This is a genomic window from Streptomyces sp. 35G-GA-8, from assembly GCF_023534745.1.
Lineage (GTDB): Bacteria > Actinomycetota > Actinomycetes > Streptomycetales > Streptomycetaceae > Streptomyces.
In genome coordinates this window covers 523,648-539,220 of sequence record NZ_JAMHJQ010000003.1, presented here as the reverse complement: position 1 = coordinate 539,220, position 15,573 = coordinate 523,648, and the positions used below count along the sequence as shown (strand labels likewise).

The 15,573-nt window shown below is 71.1% G+C and carries 15 protein-coding genes, 1 tRNA gene and 1 pseudogene; 12 read left to right on the top strand and 5 right to left on the bottom strand.

Features of this window, described 5'->3' with window-relative positions:
* Both M1203_RS08645 and M1203_RS08640 read left to right on the top strand, forming a co-directional pair.
* Entirely contained in the window at window positions 1–240 is a 240-nt protein-coding gene (locus M1203_RS08645; protein WP_030349575.1) for an acyl carrier protein, read from the top strand.
* Window positions 240–1,496: a beta-ketoacyl synthase gene (locus tag M1203_RS08640; RefSeq protein ID WP_249948945.1), complete on the top strand. Its 1,257-nt coding sequence runs from the start codon at window positions 240–242 to the stop codon at window positions 1,494–1,496. The genes M1203_RS08645 and M1203_RS08640 overlap by 1 nt, the downstream gene beginning before the upstream one ends.
* Here the strand turns inward: M1203_RS08640 and M1203_RS08635 are convergent.
* Complete coding sequence (locus M1203_RS08635) at window positions 1,483–2,232, bottom strand: GDSL-type esterase/lipase family protein (RefSeq protein WP_249948944.1); 750 nt, start codon at window positions 2,230–2,232, stop codon at window positions 1,483–1,485. The genes M1203_RS08640 and M1203_RS08635 overlap by 14 nt on opposite strands.
* A 187-nt stretch (window positions 2,233–2,419) precedes the next feature.
* On the opposite strand from M1203_RS08635, the gene M1203_RS08630 reads away from it, so the two are divergent.
* From M1203_RS08630 to M1203_RS08595, 8 genes are all read left to right on the top strand, one after another.
* A tRNA-OTHER gene (locus M1203_RS08630) sits at window positions 2,420–2,518 on the top strand.
* 211 nt (window positions 2,519–2,729) lie between these two features.
* Window positions 2,730–3,410, top strand: coding sequence for a methyltransferase domain-containing protein (locus tag M1203_RS08625; protein ID WP_249948943.1), 681 nt, complete (start codon window positions 2,730–2,732; stop codon window positions 3,408–3,410).
* A 17-nt stretch (window positions 3,411–3,427) separates the two neighbouring features.
* Window positions 3,428–4,864 (top strand): cytochrome P450, encoded by a 1,437-nt coding sequence (locus M1203_RS08620; RefSeq protein WP_249948942.1) that lies wholly within the window; start codon window positions 3,428–3,430, stop codon window positions 4,862–4,864.
* 98 nt (window positions 4,865–4,962) lie between these two features.
* Entirely contained in the window at window positions 4,963–5,982 is a 1,020-nt protein-coding gene (locus tag M1203_RS08615; RefSeq protein WP_249948941.1) for a hypothetical protein, read from the top strand.
* Window positions 5,983–6,122: 140 nt separating this feature from the next.
* Window positions 6,123–8,465: an MMPL family transporter gene (locus M1203_RS08610; protein WP_249948940.1), complete on the top strand. Its 2,343-nt coding sequence runs from the start codon at window positions 6,123–6,125 to the stop codon at window positions 8,463–8,465.
* Window positions 8,465–8,983, top strand: coding sequence for an SRPBCC family protein (locus M1203_RS08605; RefSeq protein WP_249948939.1), 519 nt, complete (start codon window positions 8,465–8,467; stop codon window positions 8,981–8,983). Before M1203_RS08610 ends, M1203_RS08605 begins: the two co-directional genes overlap by 1 nt.
* Window positions 8,984–9,143: 160 nt before the next feature.
* Window positions 9,144–9,686, top strand: a complete 543-nt coding sequence (locus tag M1203_RS08600; RefSeq protein ID WP_249948938.1) for a flavin reductase family protein — start codon at window positions 9,144–9,146, stop codon at window positions 9,684–9,686.
* Window positions 9,683–11,053 carry an FAD-binding oxidoreductase gene (locus M1203_RS08595; RefSeq protein ID WP_249948937.1) on the top strand — a complete coding sequence of 457 codons (1,371 nt, stop codon included), beginning with the start codon at window positions 9,683–9,685 and terminating at the stop codon, window positions 11,051–11,053. The genes M1203_RS08600 and M1203_RS08595 overlap by 4 nt, the downstream gene beginning before the upstream one ends.
* A 26-nt stretch (window positions 11,054–11,079) precedes the next feature.
* Here M1203_RS08595 and M1203_RS08590 read toward each other — a convergent pair whose 3' ends face one another.
* Window positions 11,080–11,910 carry an AraC family transcriptional regulator gene (locus M1203_RS08590; protein WP_249948936.1) on the bottom strand — a complete coding sequence of 277 codons (831 nt, stop codon included), beginning with the start codon at window positions 11,908–11,910 and terminating at the stop codon, window positions 11,080–11,082.
* A 74-nt stretch (window positions 11,911–11,984) separates the two neighbouring features.
* On the opposite strand from M1203_RS08590, the gene M1203_RS08585 reads away from it, so the two are divergent.
* Complete coding sequence (locus M1203_RS08585; RefSeq protein ID WP_249948935.1) at window positions 11,985–12,374, top strand: hypothetical protein; 390 nt, start codon at window positions 11,985–11,987, stop codon at window positions 12,372–12,374.
* A 96-nt stretch (window positions 12,375–12,470) separates the two neighbouring features.
* Here M1203_RS08585 and M1203_RS08580 read toward each other — a convergent pair.
* From M1203_RS08580 to M1203_RS08570, 3 genes and pseudogenes are all read right to left on the bottom strand, one after another.
* Window positions 12,471–12,557: pseudogene (locus M1203_RS08580) on the bottom strand.
* Between the two features lie 92 nt (window positions 12,558–12,649).
* Complete coding sequence (locus M1203_RS08575) at window positions 12,650–13,897, bottom strand: GDSL-type esterase/lipase family protein (RefSeq protein WP_249948934.1); 1,248 nt, start codon at window positions 13,895–13,897, stop codon at window positions 12,650–12,652.
* Window positions 13,898–13,991: 94 nt separating this feature from the next.
* Entirely contained in the window at window positions 13,992–14,561 is a 570-nt protein-coding gene (locus M1203_RS08570; RefSeq protein WP_249948933.1) for a TetR/AcrR family transcriptional regulator, read from the bottom strand.
* 162 nt (window positions 14,562–14,723) lie between these two features.
* On the opposite strand from M1203_RS08570, the gene M1203_RS08565 reads away from it, so the two are divergent.
* Window positions 14,724–15,497, top strand: coding sequence for an AraC family transcriptional regulator (locus M1203_RS08565; protein ID WP_249948932.1), 774 nt, complete (start codon window positions 14,724–14,726; stop codon window positions 15,495–15,497).
* Window positions 15,498–15,573 lie beyond the last annotated feature (76 nt).

Below are 15,573 nucleotides of genomic sequence, written 5' to 3'. Positions count from 1 at the left end.
ATGGAAGACATCTACCAGCGCCTGCTGGAACTGCTGACCAGCACCTTCGGCCTGGACCCCGAGAGCATCGAACCGACCAGCACGCTCAGCGCCCTCGAACTCGACTCCCTCGCGCTCGTGGAGCTGTCCGTCGCCGCCCAGGAGGAGTTCGACGTACCGCTCGAAGACAGCGACCTGGGCCCCGAGTCGACCGTCGGCCAGGCCGCCGAGCTCATCTCGGGCAAACTGGCCACCGTCTGATGGGCCGCCCACCGACGACCGGCCCGGCACCGGCGCCGTTCGACGCCGCGATCACCGGAGTCGGCATGGTCACCGCCGCCGGGGTCGGCGTCGAGCGGAGCTGGGAGCGGATCCGCGCCGGGGCCGGTACGGCGGCGACCGACGTACCGGCGCTCGCCGGCATCCCCACCGACTTCGCGTGCGCCGTCACCGATTTCGACCCCAGCGGGCTCATCGAACGCAAAGAGGCCTGGCGGCTTGACCGCAGCAGCCAGCTCGCGCTGGTCGCCGCCCACGAGGCGGTCACCGACTCCGGTCTCGACAGGGACTCCTGGGACGCCACCAGGGTCGGTGTCATCCTCGGCAACGGCATCGGCGGCGCCGCCACCTGGGAGAAACAGCACAAGGTGCTGCTGGAACGCGGGCCGCGCAAGGTCTCCCCGCTGCTCGTCCCCATGCTGTCGCCCAACATGTGCGCGGGATACGTGTCCATGATGTTCGGCGCCCGGGGACCCAGTCTGGTCACGGCGACGGCCTGCGCCTCCGGGACCACGGCGGTGGGCATGGCGCGCGAACTGCTGCGCTCCGGAGCCTGTGACGTGGTGATCACCGGGGGCACCGAGGCGCCCCTGGTCCCCTCGCTGATCACGGGGTTCGGCCAGATGCGGGCCCTGGCCGGCCGGCGCGACGAACTGTCCGCCACCTCCCGTCCCTTCGACGCCGACCGGGACGGCTTCGTGCCGGCCGAGGGCGCGGCCGTACTCGTCCTGGAGCGCGCCGAGGACGCCAGGGCGCGCGGAGCCACCGTCCGGGCCATGGTCAGCGGGTACGGCGCCGCCGCCGACGCGCACCACGCGACGGCTCCCGATCCGGACGGCGCGGGCGCCGAACTCGCCGTGCGCGCCGCGCTGCGCGACGCCGGGGTCGGCCCCGGCGAGGTGGACCATGTCAACGCGCACGGCACGGCGACGCTGCTCAACGACGCCACCGAGGCCCGCATGATCCGCCGGGTGCTCGGGGAGAGGCCCGCCGTCACCTCCGTCAAGGGTGTGGTGGGCCACTCCCTGGCCGCCGCCGGGGCCATCGAGGCGGTGGTGACGGCGCTGACCCTCCAGGAGGGGCATATCCCGCCGACCGCCAATCTGGAGAGCCTGGACCCGGAACTGGAACTGGACATGGTGTTCAAGGCCGGGCGCGATGTGCGCGCAGAGGTGGCCGTCAGCAACTCCTTCGGATTCGGCGGTCAGAATGCCGTACTGCTGTTCACCAGGGCCTGACCGGTCCGTGGTCGGCACCGGCCGTGGGCACGGCGGCGGCCGTCCGGGCGCCGAGGGCACGCACCACGGCGGCGGCCGCGACCGCGTGGCCGAGGCTGTTCGGCCGCGCCCGGTCGCGGCTCCACACGGCCGCCACCTCGGTGTCGGAGAAGTGGGAGGCGAGGTCGATGTAGAGCGTGCCATGGCGCAGGGCGACGGCCCTGGCCTGTTCGGACACCCGTTTCTGCTGTTCGGCCACCTGCTCCCGGCGGCCGGCCGGCAGTCCGGGCCAGCCGGCCAGCTGGTAGGAGCCGAGCAGCGCCACGTCGTACCCGGCGTCGCGCAACGGTGTGACGATCCTCACCAGTTCGGCGGTCAGTCCGTTCATGGCCGGCGTCTCGTCCGTCGTGTACGCGGTGCCGCAGCAGACCAGCGCGAGGTCGCCCCGGAAGGCGAGCGCGGCCGGGAGCTGCCCGGAGCGCACCTGCGCGGCGCGCAGTTCCCGCCGGCCGAGGAGGTTGAGGTACGCGAAGCCCTCGGCGGCATCGCCGAGGGCGGTCGCGACCCTGTCGTACCAGGGCCTCGGTCCGTACCCCTCGACCTGCTCCGCGGCCCGCTCCACCGCGATGTCGCCCAGCACCACCAGGCGGCGCCAAGGAGCCCCGGTGAGGAGTCTTCCGGCCTCGCCGGGCCGCAGGCACCGGGGGTCCGTCCCCTCCCGGACAAGGGATATTCGCCGGCCGGTCGTGTCGCTCATGGTGTTCCCCTCCGTCTGAACCCTTCCTTGCTGCCCGCTTCGATTCCGGTCCACTCCATGGATTTGCCCACGTCCGGGGCGCGACGAGCGGTCTCAGGAAGATCTCAGCGTGATCTCAGGAAGCTGCGGCAGCATCGGTGGAACAGCGGGAACAGCCGGAGCGGCGGCCATCACGCCTCCGAGGCCGGGAGAGGTACCCGAAGTGGTCCAACGGGGTTCCGGGGCAACCCGGATCGGGTCGCCGGACAGGCATGGGCCCTCGCAGGTTCGAATCCTGCCCTCTCCGCCGACCGTCCGATGCCGTGCCGCGGCGCCGTCCCCGTGGGTGAGGGGGCCGTGCCCAGGGCCGTCGGGCAGACGGGACACCGGCGTGCCGCTCCCTGTACGCGCCATGGCCCGCGTATCCATTCCCGGAAGTTGCCGGGCCCGCCCTCCGGGGCCGGCGGCCCATTCCGTGGCACCACCCGAGACGTTGCGATCCGCGAAGGGAAGTCCGGATGATCGACAAACTGCTGAAGAGGCCGCTGGAGTTGGTGGAGGACAACTTCCGGCAGCCGAACGGGCGCGCCGGTCGGCTGATCGGCCATGTGATGGCGAAGCAACACCGTACGCTCACCGTGTGGGCGATCGAGCACATGGAAGTACGGCGCTCCCAGCGTGTGCTGGACATCGGCTGTGGCGGCGGAATGGCCGTCAAGCTGCTGTCGGAGCACGCGAGTCAGGGCTTCGTCGCCGGAGTGGACTACTCCGCGGAGATGGTCCGTCAGTCGGTGCTGCGCAATGTCGACGGCGTCGCGGCGGGACGGGTGGAGCTCAAGCAGGGCGACGCGGGCGCGCTGCCGTACGACGACGCGTCCTTCGACCAGGTCAGCGCCATCGAGACGTTCTACTTCTGGCCCGACCCGATGCGTGGACTCAGCGAGGCGTACCGGGTTCTCAAGCCCGGCGGCCAGGTGTCGATCACCCTGGAGATGAGCCGGGAGGCCGCCGAGAAGCCCACGGCGAAACAGCGTTACCTCGGGCGGCGGTTCACCGAGCGGTCGGAGCGCGAGGGCCTGCGCATCCTCTCGGGGGCCGATCTGACGGAGATGCTGGGCAAGGCCGGTTTCCGGGAGGCCCGGTATGTCGCGGAGCCGACCCGCTCGTTCGGCTGGGTCTGCGCCCTGGCCCGGAAGTGAAGGGGAGGGACCCTCGAATGACGGCAACACGCTCACCCGCCACCGCACCGTCCCCGTCCGGGGCGTCGGCCCCCTCGGCGCCCGAGGCGCGCGGGCTGCCCGTGCTGGGCAGCGTGCTGGACTTCCGCAAGGACATCCTGGACGCCATGCACCAGGGCTGGCGCGACCACGGCGATCTGGTCCGCTACCGCCTCGGTCCTGTCGTCGTCCATGGCGTCTCCAGCCCCGAGCTGGCCGGTGAGGTCCTTACCGACAGCGCGACCTACGGCAAGCTCGGCCCGGACAACCCGCTCCGGCTGATCCTCGGTGAGGGGCTGCTCACCAGCGACGATCATGAGAGCTGGATGCGCAACAGGCGCATGATGCAGCCCATTTACACCAAACAGGCGATCGCGCGCATGTTTGACTCGATGTCCGAGTCGACCGCGAATCAGGTCACCCATATGGCCGCGACGTATCGCAGCGGCGATGTGGTCGATGTGCACGAGGAGATGATGCGGGTCACGCTCGACATCGTCAGCCGGTGCATGTTCAGCACCGATGTCGAGCAGACCAGGGACGGCATCAGCCCGGAGGCCGTCGACGTCGCCATCAACTACGCCTTCGACCGTCTGCAGAACCCCTTCAGCCCGCCGACCGAGTGGCCCACACCGCGCAACCGCCGCTTCCAGGAGGTGATGAAGGGGATCGACGAGATGACGTACGGGATCATCGCGGAGCGCCGCAAGGCGGCCGCCGACGGTGTCTCCCGGGGCGACGGGCCGCCCGATCTGCTCGACATGATGCTGGACGTACGGGACGCCGACACCGGCGAGGGCATGAGCGACCGCGAGGTGCGCGACGAGGTCATCACCACCTTCGGCGCCGGGCACGAGACCACCGCGATCACCCTCACCTGGGCCTTCTATCTGCTCTCCGGCAACCGCCAGGCGATGCGCCGGGTACAGGACGAGGTGGACGAGGTCCTCGGCGACCGTATGCCCACCATGGACGACCTGGCGGCCATGCCGTACGCGCTCCAGGTCTTCGAGGAGGCGCTGCGGCTGTACCCGTCCGCGCCGATCGTCCCCAGGCTGGTGCTCAAGGACACCGTGCTGGGGGGCCACAGCGTGCCGGCCGGCTCACGGCTGCTGGTCAATCTCTACAACATCCACCGCCATGAGCGGCACTGGACCGATCCGGAGCGCTTCGATCCGGACCGCTTCTCCGCCGAGGGCAAGAAGGGCCGGCACCGCTTCGCGCACATGCCCTTCGGCGCGGGTCCGCATCTCTGCATAGGCAAGCACTTCGCCCTGATGGAGGCACATCTGCTGCTCGCCGCCCTGGTACGGCGGTACGAGTTCCGGCATGTGCCCTCGCACCGGGTGGTCAACCAGGCGTCGATCACCCTGCGGCCGCGCTACGGGATGTCGATGACCGCGCACGCGCGCACGGGAGCGTCCGGCGCTCCGTAGGGGTGGCGCACCGGCGCCGGGCGCCACCACGAGCACGGCGCGTCACAGCACAGCACAGCGCACAACACGTACCGGTATCGGATGGGAAGACGGACCCGATGAACTTGGACCCCAGCACAGCGGACGCGGAGCGCCTGAACTGGACGCAGTACCGTCCGGGCCAGGAGGCCGGCCACTACGAGAGCTTCTACCAGCGGGGCAACCACCCGACGGAGCCCCGGGCCTTCTGGATCCGGTACACGATCTTCAGTCCCGCCGGCATGCCCCAGGCCGCCATCGGTGAACTGTGGGCCATCTACTTCGACGGGACGACCGGACGCCATGTGGTGGCCAAGGAGGAGTACCCGATCTCCGAGTGCCACTTCAGCCCCGACTCGTTCAGCGCCCGGGTGCATGACCGGGTCCTGGAGACGGGCGCCCTGAAGGGCGAGGCGGCCGGTACCAACGGTCATATCGGCTGGGACCTGACGTACGAGGGCTCCGAACCGCCGCTGCTCCTGCTGCCGCCGGGCATGTACACCGGAAGTTTCCCCAAGGCCAAGAGCCTGGTCGGGGTCCCTCTGTCGACCTACAGCGGCAAGCTGACGGTCGATGGCGAGACGATCGATGTCGACGGCTGGACCGGCAGCCAGAACCACAACTGGGGCAGCCGGCACACCGATCACTACGCCTTCGGTCAGGTGGCCGGGTTCGACGAGCACCCGGACAGCTTCCTGGAGATCGTCACCGGCCGTACGAAGCTGGTGGGCCCGGTGAAGACGCCCAAGATCACTTTCCTGGTGCTCCGCCACGAGGAGCGCGAGTACTCCTTGTCCGCGCCCCGGCAGGCGCTCAAGGCCAAGGCCGACTTCGGCTATTTCTACTGGGACTTCACCAGCTCCGACGAGACCGTCGCCATCCGGGGCCGCTTCACCGCGGCGCCCGAGGATTTCGTCGGGCTCAATTACTACAACCCTCCCGGTGGCATCAAGCACTGCCTGAACACCAAGATCGGCAGGTGCGAGCTGGAGATGGTCAACAAGGCGACCGGCAAGCGCCAGCGTCTCACCACGAGCAACCGCGCGCTGATGGAGATTCTGACGGACGACCGCGAACACGGAATCGCGATCCGCGCATGAGAGACCGTCACGACCCGACCCGCGAGGGACCTGTGGAGGAGTCTCTCCACGGGTCTTCGGGCGCGGTGTCGGGCGGGCCGGCCGGCCCGGCGGCGTCCGCCGGGCGTGGCGGGTCCCGGTTACCGACGCGGCTGTCCCGCGTGACCAGTCGTCACCGGGGGCCGCTCGCCGTCCTGTGGCTGCTGCTGTTGGTGGTCGCCGGCTGGCAGGCCGCTCCGCTGCCCGGTCTGCTCAGCGGCGGCGGGTGGTATGTGCCTGGGTCGGGCTCCGCCGTCGCCGCCGAGCGGCTGACCGACGGATTCGACGGGCGCGGCGCCACCTCCCTGACCCTGGTGATCAAGGACACCCGGTACCGGGCCGGCGATCCGGCGTTCGAGACGCGGGTACGGGACGCCGCCGAGGCCGTCCTCCGGGACGACGCCCTCAAGGCCACGGGCGGCTACGGATACACCACGCTCACCGGCGACCGGGCGCGCGCCGCCTTCCTCGGCGAGGACGACCGTACCGCGCTGGTCCGTGTCGGCTCCGAGCTGGACGACGGCACCGCCCGCCGCCTGCTGCCCGACATCCAGGACAGGATCGGCCAGGAGTACGAGCCGCGGGGGCTGCGGGTGTCCCTGGTGAGCCAGGCCGCGCTGTGGGGCGAGGTGAACCATCTGAGCGAACGCGGGCTGATCATCGCCGAGTTGGTCACCCTGCCCCTGATCCTCCTGGTCCTGCTGCTGCTCTTCCGCAGCGTGGCCGCCGCGCTCGCCGCCCTGCTGGTCGGGGTCACCTCGGTGGTCTTCGCCCTCGCGGTGCTCGCGCTCGTCGCCCGGCGGACCGAGCTTTCGGTGTTCGTGCAGAACGCCGCCACGATGCTCGGTCTCGGCGTGGGCGTGGACTATTCGCTCTTCATGATCATGCGTTTCAAGAGTGAGCTGCCTCCCGGTGGCGGACCGCTCTCCCGGGAGGACCGCGAGCGCGCGCTCGCGCGGACGCTGCGAACGTCGGGCGAGACCGTCGTGGCCTCCGGCATCACGATCGTGGCCGCCATGTCCACCCTCTTCCTGGTGGATCTGAGCGTCATCCAGTCGATGGCTCTCGGCGTCGTGGTGGTGGTCGCCTTCTCCGTTCTCACCAGTGTGCTGCTGCTGCCCGTACTGCTGCATCTGCTGGGGTCCCGGATCGAGTGGGGCCGGATCGGCCGCCGCGAGGCGGGCGGCGCCCGGTCCGGTGGTGGCTGGGTCGCCGTGACCCACGCGGTCATGCGCCGCCCCGTGCTGTTCCTGGTCGTCGGTGTCGCGGCACTGACCGCGCTCGCCGTCCCCGCCGTGCGCCTGGACACCTTCACCCCGGACGCCCGGGTCGTACCGGCGGAAGCGGCGGTGCGCCAGGGGTACGACGCGGCCAGGGACGAGTTCGGGGTGGGCAGCGCCGCCCCGATCCAGGTGGTCGTCGAGTCGGACGAACCGCTCCAGCGGCGCTCCGACGCGGACGTGGCACAGCTGCTGCGGTTCCACGACAGCGTCGCCGGACTGCCCGGGGTGGTACGGACCGACTCGGCGATCGGCACGCTCCGCCAGGCCGGCCGGGACCGGCCGTTCGCGGTCCTGGAATCGCTGGACCGGCTGCCCGCCGACGCCCGTGGCACGGTGGGGCACTTCGTGTCCCGGGACGGCAGGACCGCGCTCATCGAGGTGGTGGGCGACGACACCGCCTCCTCCGACGCGGTGCGGGACCTGCTCGCGTCCGTACGCGCCGAGGCCGCCGGCCTCACGGCGGGCGGCGGAGGCTGGCGGGTGAACGTCGGCGGGGAGACCGCCGAGGGCGTCGACGCGAACAAGGTGATCGAGGACGGGCTGATGCCGGTCATCGCGACCATGCTCGCCGTCATCTATCTGCTGCTGCTTCTCACCTTCCGCTCCCTGTTCCTGCCGCTCAAGGCCATCGCCATGAACCTGCTCTCCGTGGGCGCCACCTACGGGGTGCTGGTCCTGGTCTTCCAGGACGGGCTGGGAAGCGGGCTGTTCGGCTTCGACGTGGACGGCCATCTCACCAACTTCGTCCCCGTACTGCTGGTCACCCTGCTGTTCAGCCTCAGCACGGACTACGAGGTCTTCCTGCTCAGCCGGGTCCGCGAGGACTACCTCGCCACCGGGGACGACATCGGCAGCGTGGCGCGAGGCATGTCCGCCACGATGCCGCTGATCTCCGGCGCGGCGGTCCTCATGGTCGCGGTCTTCGCGGCGTTCGCGTTCACCGGCATCCTGCCGATGCAGCAGCTGGGCCTGGGCATGGCCCTGGCGATCGCGCTCGACGCGACCGTCATCCGGCTCCTGATCGTCCCGGCGTCCATGCGGCTGATGAGCCGCTGGAACTGGTGGCTGCCGGGCCGTTCGCACACCCCGGGGCCCGCCTTCGCCGGTCAGGGCACCACCGACGACACACCCGTACCCGTACAAGCCGAAAGTACGGTCAGCATGAAAGGGACGGCCCCGTAGTGACCGACCAGACCGCCTCGATACCACCGGAGTCCGACTCCCCCTCACGGATATCCGAGAGCATCGTCATCCGCGTACCGCCGGAGACCGCCTACGCGGCGGTCAGCGATGTGGCGCGGATGGGTGAGTGGAGCCCGGAGTGCCGTGGCGCGTGGATCATCGGACGGGGCGGCCCGGCCAGGACGGGCATGCGCTTCATCGGGCGCAACCGCGCCCGCTGGCTGCCGTGGCCCACTCTGTGCCGGGTGGTCCAGGCCGATCCCGGCCGTGCCTTCGCCTTCCATGTGAGCTTCCTCGGTATCGCGGTGGCGGGCTGGACGTACCGCTTCACGCCGTTGCCCGAAGGATGCGAGGTGCGGGAGGAGTGGCGGGACCGCCGCTCCGGCCCGTTTGGCATGCTGCTCACGGCCGTCACCCCGCTGGTGACCGGTGTCGTACGCCGCAGAGCCCGCAACCGGGCCACCATGCGCACCACGCTCGTCGCGCTGCGGGACGCCCTGGAGTCGGACAGGACCTAGTGCCCCTCCCGGCGCACAAGGTCCTGCCGCGCAGAGGCCCTGTTGCGAAGTAGCGCCGCCCACCTGTGGGGCGCGGTTCCGCGGGCTGTCGGCTTCGCCATGCCCTCCCGCCTCCGGGTCGCCGGAACAGAAGACAAGAAACCGGACAGGAAGGAGCCCCATGATGCAGCCCGTCATAGCCGGTGCGCGTACCGGCGGGCCGGAAGTGGATCAGACGTCCGTTCCCGCCGCCCAACTCTGCCTGGACTTCTACGCCGGCCTCGCCTCCGGTATCGCCGTGGTCACGGCGCCCTCGGACGACGGGCCGGTGGGAACGACCGTCTCGACGGTCACCTCTCTCTCGGCCGACCCTCCGCTGCTGCTCGTCTGCCTGTCCCACACCTCGCGTACGCTCGCCGCGATCAGGCCCGGTTCCGCCTTCGCGGTGCATCTGCTGCACGAGGAACAGAGCGGCCGGGCACGGCTGTTCTCCACCGCCACCCCCGCCGAGCGGTTCGCCGCCGAATCGTACGAGGAGGTGCTCGGCGCACCTGTGCTCGCCGACACCTTCGCCTGGTCGGTCTGCCGGACCGAGGAGGTACGCGCGTACGGCGACCACTGCCTCGTCGTCGGGCGGGTGGCCGCCCTGCACACGGCCGGCGGGCGGCCCCTGATCTGGCACGACCGCGCCTTCCACACCCTGGCGGAAGGGGGGAAGCGATGACGGCCCCGGTACGGGAGGAGCCCTGCTGGGCACCCGACACCTCCCCCGGAGACTCCCCCGGCCGGGCCACCGGCCGCGCACCCGCCGCACGGGTGACCGGCGGGCTCACCGCCGACGTCGCCGTGGTCGGAGCCGGGCTGGCCGGCCTGTCCACCGCCTACCACCTGATGGAACGCGATCCCTCGCTGGATGTCGTCGTCGTGGACGCCCGGCATCCGGCGGCCGGGGCCAGCGGCCGGGGCACCGGCCTCCTCGGGCCCCGGGTCGGTCCGGCCATCGACCGGGCCGCCCGCCGCTACGGCCCTTCGATGGCGCGGCGCATGTATCTGGCGTCCGTCACCGCGGTCGAGCGAGTGATCGCGCTGACCGAGGAGTTGGGCACGCCGTGCGGGATGCGCGCGGGCGAGCAGATCGTGGCGACCCGTACCGCGTCCGGCCTGGCGTCGCTCGCCCGGCAGGCGCGGGCGTATCAGGAGCTCGGCCTGGATGTCCCGGTGTTGTCGGCCGCCGACATCCGCGAGCGCCTGGACGTCCCGTACCACGCGGGGCTGCTCCACCGCTCCGCCGCCACCCTCGATCCGGCCGCCCTGAGCGGTGCGCTGGCGGCGGCCTGCGCCGCGAAGGGGGTCCGGTTCCACGACGACAGTCCCCTGCGCGGCATACATCCCGGCAGTGGTGACACGCCCACCGAACTGCTCTTTCCCAGCGGTACGCTGCGGGCCCGCAAGGCCGTTCTCGCCGTCAACGCGGCGGCAGGACATCTCGGGCTGCCCGTCGGCACGGTCCTGCCCCTTCAGGTGCACGCCATCGCCACCGCCCCGCTGGGCCCCGAGGCCCACGAAGCGCTGGGGGGCCGCACCGGAACGGCCCTCGTCGACAGCATGTCCCTGGCGCCGTACTTCCGTCTCACCCACGACGGCCGCCTGGTGGTGGGCGGCGGCGGGGCCGTCCATCTGCCGGGGCTGCGTGCCGACCGCGCCGCCGCGCTGCGCACCGCCACCTGGACCTGGCTGGAGGAGCGGCTGCGCCGGCTGCACCCGGGCCTCGCCGATGTCCCGGTCAGCCACCGCTGGTCGGGGCAGATAGGCATGACCATCGACGATCTGCCGGTGGTCGGCCGCGTCGGCGGCCACCCGGACGTCTGGTACATCGGTGGCTGCTGCGGTCATGGTCTGGCCATGTCGGTGGCCCATGGATCCCATGTCGCGGAGTCCCTTGTCGAGGACCCCTCGGCGTCCCGGGGCCCCGCCCACTACCCCTGGCACCGTGACCGGGCCCCACGGGTCCCGCTCACCGCGCGCCCGGCCAGAGGACTTCTCCGGGCCTATCTCCGGAGCATGGACCGGGAAGCCCGCCGCACACCATGAGGCCGGGTCTCCCGCACCGGGCGGGTCTACCCGACGGCGCTCGGTGCTCGGTCCGGCTGCCCGATGCCGTCGGCGGACCATCCGGCGACCGTGATCGTCAGGCGAGGGGAGAACAGACTGCTGGGCCGCAGGCCGAACATCGCGTGGAACGCACTGCTGAAATGCGACGGACTGGCGAAACCCGACTCGACGGCCGCCGTGCTCAGATCGGGCCAGGTGTCCAGCAGAGTCGCCACCCTCACCATGCGCGTCCACATCCGGTACCGACGGAACGTCGTGCCCGTCTCGGCCCGGAACAGCCGAAGGAAGGCCGAGACGGACAGACCCGCCTCCGCCGCGAGTTCGGCCGCCGGCAGCCGCTGTCCGGACCTCTCGGCGAGCCGGCGGGTCGCCCGCTGGACGCGTGGGTCCCGGCGGCCGGAGAGGCCGTCCCGGCCGGCGAGATCCAGCCACTGCCGGACGGCCGACAGCGGCGCGTCCCGGTCCAGCAGCGCGGCCGTCGACGCCAGTTCGCGCTCGTGCTCGTGGTCCCGGGCCGGCTCGGCGCCACCGCTCATCAGCCGGCGGCACGCCCGCTCCCGCGCGGACGCCGGGTCCAGATAGCAGAAGGCCATCCGGCCCCCGTCGGCCACGATCCGGTGCCGCACGCGCGCCGCCACCAGTGCCGTACGGACCACCTGGGCCGGGCCGTGCTCCAGCCGGACCGTGAACTCCCCGTCGAGACCCACCGCCAGACAGCTCACCGCACCGGAGTGGACGTCCAGCTCGAAGGACGGTCCGACATACAGCGCGTGCCCCGGCCACAACCACAACGCGGCCTGGTCACGGCACGTTTCTGAAAGCAGCGCCGGTCGCATGCGGGCATGCTAACCAACACCCCGATCATTCCTTCCTCTTGTTCCTCTTGTTCCTCTTGTTGAACGGACATCACATGTGGACCGACCGACTCACCACCGCGCTCTTCGTCGTCGTCGGTGCGGTGAACCTCCTGCCCGGAGTCGTGGCACTGGCGCCGTCCCAGATAGCGACGGCCTACGGGGTGTCGATCGACGGACCCGACTCCGCTGATCTGACGGTGCTTCTGCGGCATCGCGCGGTGTTGCTCGGACTCGTCGGAATCGCCCTGCTCTGCGCGGCGTTCATCCCGTCGATGCGGGTGCCCGCCCTCGTCGGCGGCGCCGTCAGCATGGGGTCGTTCCTCCTGCTCGCGTACTCCACGCCGGCGCTCAACGACGCGACGATGCGCGTGGCACGGATCGATATCGCGGCGATCGCGCTGCTGGCGGTGACAGCCGTCCTGGTCTGGCGCAAGAACGCCTGAACGCGGGGGAGGCGAGGTGCGCGTCCGCGCCTCGCCTCCCCCATGCCAGCGGCCCGGCCGCCGCCCTCATCGGGCGGCGGCCGGGCCGTCGTTGTGCGGAGAGGGCAGGATTCGAACCTGCGAGGGCTTTCACCCGGTCCGGATTTCCCCAGAACCCCGTTGGGCCGCTTCGGGTACCTCTCCCCACCTCCGGGGCGGGGTCTCCCCCGTTCCCTTCGGTGCTGATGATTCTGCCGAACCCGCCTGAGATTTCGCTGACATGATCCTGAGATGCCTCATGCGCCGCCGCGGTCCGCGAACGGCCCGGGGGACGCGAACGGCCCGGGGGACGCGAAGGGTCCGGGGGACGCGAAGACCAGCCGGGCGAAGCGCTCACCGATGAGGTGGTGGGTGGCGGCGTCCGGGTGGAGCTGGTCGGGCAGCGGCGACTCGGCGGCGTCGGCCTCGCCGTAGAGGTCACGGCCGTCCAGGTAGTGCAGGTTCGGGTCCTCGGCCGCCCGCTGCTCCACGATGCGGGCCAGTTCGTCCCGGATGACCTTGAGCGTCAGCTTCCCGGCCGCCCGTTCCTCGGGGTCGCCCGTGGCACGGAACCGGAGCTTCCCCTCGCTGAGGGCGCTGAAGTCCGGCGCGCTGGGTCCCGGGGTGTCCTCATGAATGGGGCACAGGATGGCCGAGACGACCAGCAGCGGTGCGGTGGGGTGGCCTTCTCGGATGGTGTCGAGGAAGCCGTGGACGGCGGGTGTGAAGGCGCGCAGGCGCATCAGGTCGGCGTTGACCAGGTTGATACCGATCTTGACGCTGATGAAGTCGGCCGGGGTGTCCCGCAGGGCGCGGGCGGTGAACGGGTCCAGCAGGGCGCTGCCGCCCAGACCCAGATTGATCAGCTCCACACCGCCGAGGGAGGAGGCCAGCGCCGGCCATGTGGTGGTGGGGCTCGCGGCGTCGGAGCCGTGGCTGATCGAACTGCCGTGGTGCAGCCATACCTTGCGGCCCCGGTCCGGTGCGGGCTCGACCGGAGCGTCGGTGCGCAGGGCGACGAGTTCGGTGGTCTCGTTGTGCGGCAACCAGATCTCGATGTCCTTGACGCCGTCGGACAGGTCGGCGAAGCGGAGCGTGCCGACGGGGCCCGGCCGGTGCTCGGCGCTCCCCGTGCTCATGTCGATGGTCAGGGTGTTGCCGCCGGTCACACTGGCCCGGCCGGCCGGGCGTGCGTCGACCAGCAGGTCGTAGGCACCGTCGGGGCGGGGCGGGGCGCCCACGTAGACCCGCTTGGTGGGCAGCACGTCGAGTTCTATGACGGTGGCGCCGGTACGGAAGGCCAGCCGGACGCCGGAGGGCTGGGACTCGACCATGGCGAGCTGTGCGTCGGAGTACTGGGCGCGGGCCCGCGCGGGCAGCCGGTGCGGCAGGACGCCGTGCGCGGTGTGTTCCAGGTCGAGGGCACCGCGCAGGATGTCCGCGGTGATGGGCGTGGTGATGGACGGGGTGATGGACGGGGTGATCCCGTTGTGTTCGGTGGTCATTTCTCCGCCTGTTGATCCGATGGTCCGAAGGGTGTCCGAGGAGTGCGTCCGCGGCCGGTGGATGCCGTGACGGTGGTTGCCGTGACGGCCGGGTTCATGGTGCGGGCCAGTTCCGGAGCAGGGCGTCGAGCGCGTCCAGTACCCGTGACCAGGATTCCTCCGAGTCCGGGGCGCTGTGGCTGAAGCCTCCGGCCGTCTCCAGGCTGACGTAGCCGTGGAAGACACTGCCCAGCAGCCGGACCGCGTGGGTCTGGTCCGGCTCCGTCAGGTCGTAGCCGCGCAGGATCGCCCGCGTCATCTGCGCGTGCCTGCCGCCGGCGCTGGCGGCGGCCGTCTCCGGGTCGAGCCTGAGCCGCGCCGCTTCATAGCGGCCGGGATGCTCCCGGGCGTAGTCGCGGTAGGCGTTCGCGAAGGCCGCCAGAGCGTCCTTGCCCGCCCGTCCCGCCAGTGCGGCGGCGACCCGGTCGGCGAGTTCCGCCAGGGCCAGCAGAGCGATCCGGGTCTTGAGGTCCTGGGAGTTCTTCAGGTGCGAGTACAGACTCGCGTCCTTGACACCGAACCGCCGGGCGAGCGCCGAAACGGTCACTTTCTCGAAACCGACCTGGTCGGCCAGTTCCGCCCCCGCCTGTGCGAGGCGTTCCGCTGTCAGCCCAGCTCTCACCATGGCCATCCTTCCATGAGCCTGAATCGATTATGCATCTACCTAGGACTCCTAGGCAAATGGCATTGGCCACTAGGGCGCCATCGCGTATCCGACCGCCGTTTAGGGTGAGGGAATGCGATTCATCCCCCGTGCCGTCCGTCGCCGTCCGGGCGAGGTGCGCGCATGACCAGGGTGACCAGATCGCTGCCGGTCCTCGCGGCCGGCTCGGTGGAGGCGGCCTTCGTCATCCAGGGGTACGACGAGGTCGTCGAACACGACACCGTCTGGGACGAACACTCCCACCCCTTCCACGAGTTGCTCTGGAACGAGCGTGGCGCGTCCACGGCCGTGGTCGGCGCGCGGGCCTGGACGGTCACCCCCACGCTGGGGTTGTGGATGCCGGCGGGCACACCACACTCCGGCTCGGCGGTCGCCGGCACCTGGTTCCGCGCGAGCTTCTTCGGCTCCGGCACCATCTCCTCGATCTCCGACACACCCGTGGCCGTCGAGATCACTCCACTCCTGCGGCTGCTGCTGGAACGACTCGGTGATCCTGCCCTCCCCGACCACTCGCGGGCGGCGACCGAGGTGCTGGTGCTCGACGTGCTCGCACCGTCGCCGCGCGAACTGCTCCTGCACGTACCCACGTCCGCCCTGCTGCGCCCGATCGCCGAGGCGGTGCGCGAGGATCCGGGTGACCCGCGGACGCTCACGGACTGGGCGTCCGCGCTCGGCGTGAGTCCCCGCACGATCACCCGGGCGTTCAACGCCGAGACGGGCATGAGCTTCGCGCGCTGGGTGGCGGCCGTACGCGCACAGTACGCGGTCGCGCTGCTCACCCGGGGCTGGGACGTCGAGGCCGTCGCGGAGCAGGTGGGCTACCGGTCGGCGAGCGCGTTCGGCGCGGCCTTCCGGCGCACGACCGGGCTCACCCCGGGAGTCTTCCGGGCGCGCTGAGCGTCCGGCGCCAGGGACACCGGGCGCGTGTCCCGATCGCTACAACAGGTGTCTCATATGGTCGATTGCGACACAG